The sequence below is a fragment of the Hydrogenophaga sp. genome (genome assembly GCF_030656115.1).
Lineage (GTDB): Bacteria > Pseudomonadota > Gammaproteobacteria > Burkholderiales > Burkholderiaceae_C > Hydrogenophaga.
Genome location: NZ_JAUSOO010000081.1, coordinates 1 through 1,031, shown reverse-complemented (window position 1 = coordinate 1,031; position 1,031 = coordinate 1). Strand labels below are relative to the sequence as shown.

Below are 1,031 nucleotides of genomic sequence, written 5' to 3'. Positions count from 1 at the left end.
CATCAACACTTCGACGCCAAGCGCACCATCACGCAGCAGCAGCAGGGTGGCGGCCGGGTGCGCGGTGACCGGCTCTTTGCGGGGGTGGAGTTGCAATGTGGGGCGGGCCATGGGCAGTGTCCTTTGGGCGTGGGTGGGCTTCAGGCGCTGGCCGAATGGGTGCGCAGCAAGGCGTCCAGTGTGCTCTCCAGGTGCGCGATGGAGTTGCATTCGCGCGCGATGTGGCAATACGGTGCGTAGCGCTTCATTTCCGAGTCGCCCAGGCCCCAGAACGAGGTGGGCTCGGGATTGAGCCAGATCACCCGGCGCGCGCGCTCATAAAGCTGCTTCATGACCTCGACATGCGCCTCGCCGCGGTTGTTGCGCGCGTCGCCCAGGATCAGCACCGTGGTGCGGCGGTCGATGTCGCCCAGCAATTGTTCTTCAATATCGAGCAGGGTTTGACCGTAGTCGGTGCCGCTGCCGCCCACGGCCTGCATCACTTTGTCGACCGCTTGCTCGACCGGCAGCAGCTCGAAGGTGTCGCTCACGTCCACCAGGTGGTTGGTGAAGGCGAAACTGCGCACGTCGCTGACCTGCTCGCCCAGGCTGTGCAGGAACAGCAGCAGAAAGCGCGCGTACTGGCGCACCGAGCCGCTGACGTCGCAAATGGCCACCACGCGTGGCCGGTCCACCACCTTGGAGCGCCAGAAGGTCTCGAACATCACGCCGTCGTAGGCCGCGTTCTTGCGCTGGGTCTTGCGGAAGTCGAGCTGGCCGCGCACCCGCTGCTTCTTGCGCCGCGAGTGGCGATCAGCCAGCCGCTTGGCGATTTTGCTGACGATGACGGGCATGCGCGCGAAATCGCGCTTTTCGATGTTGGAGAGCTTTTGCGTTTGCAGGAAGTCGTCGTGCAACTGGCGCGTCGGGGCCGTGCCGAAGAGCGCGAGTTTGCGTTCGACAAAATTGCGAACCTCCTCGAACAATTTCTTGCGCGCCAGTTCAAGCTCCTCGGCGCGCTCGGGCGCCAGCGTCTGGCGTTTGGCGTCAGA

Annotated in this window: 1 protein-coding gene; it reads right to left on the bottom strand. The window is 64.4% G+C overall.

Translation table 11 applies throughout. From position 1 onward, the window contains the following. Window positions 1-140: 140 nt before the first annotated feature. Window positions 141-1,031, bottom strand: an 891-nt coding sequence (locus Q7J58_RS11885) for a VWA domain-containing protein (protein ID WP_304828026.1), incomplete at its 5' end; no start/stop codon positions are given.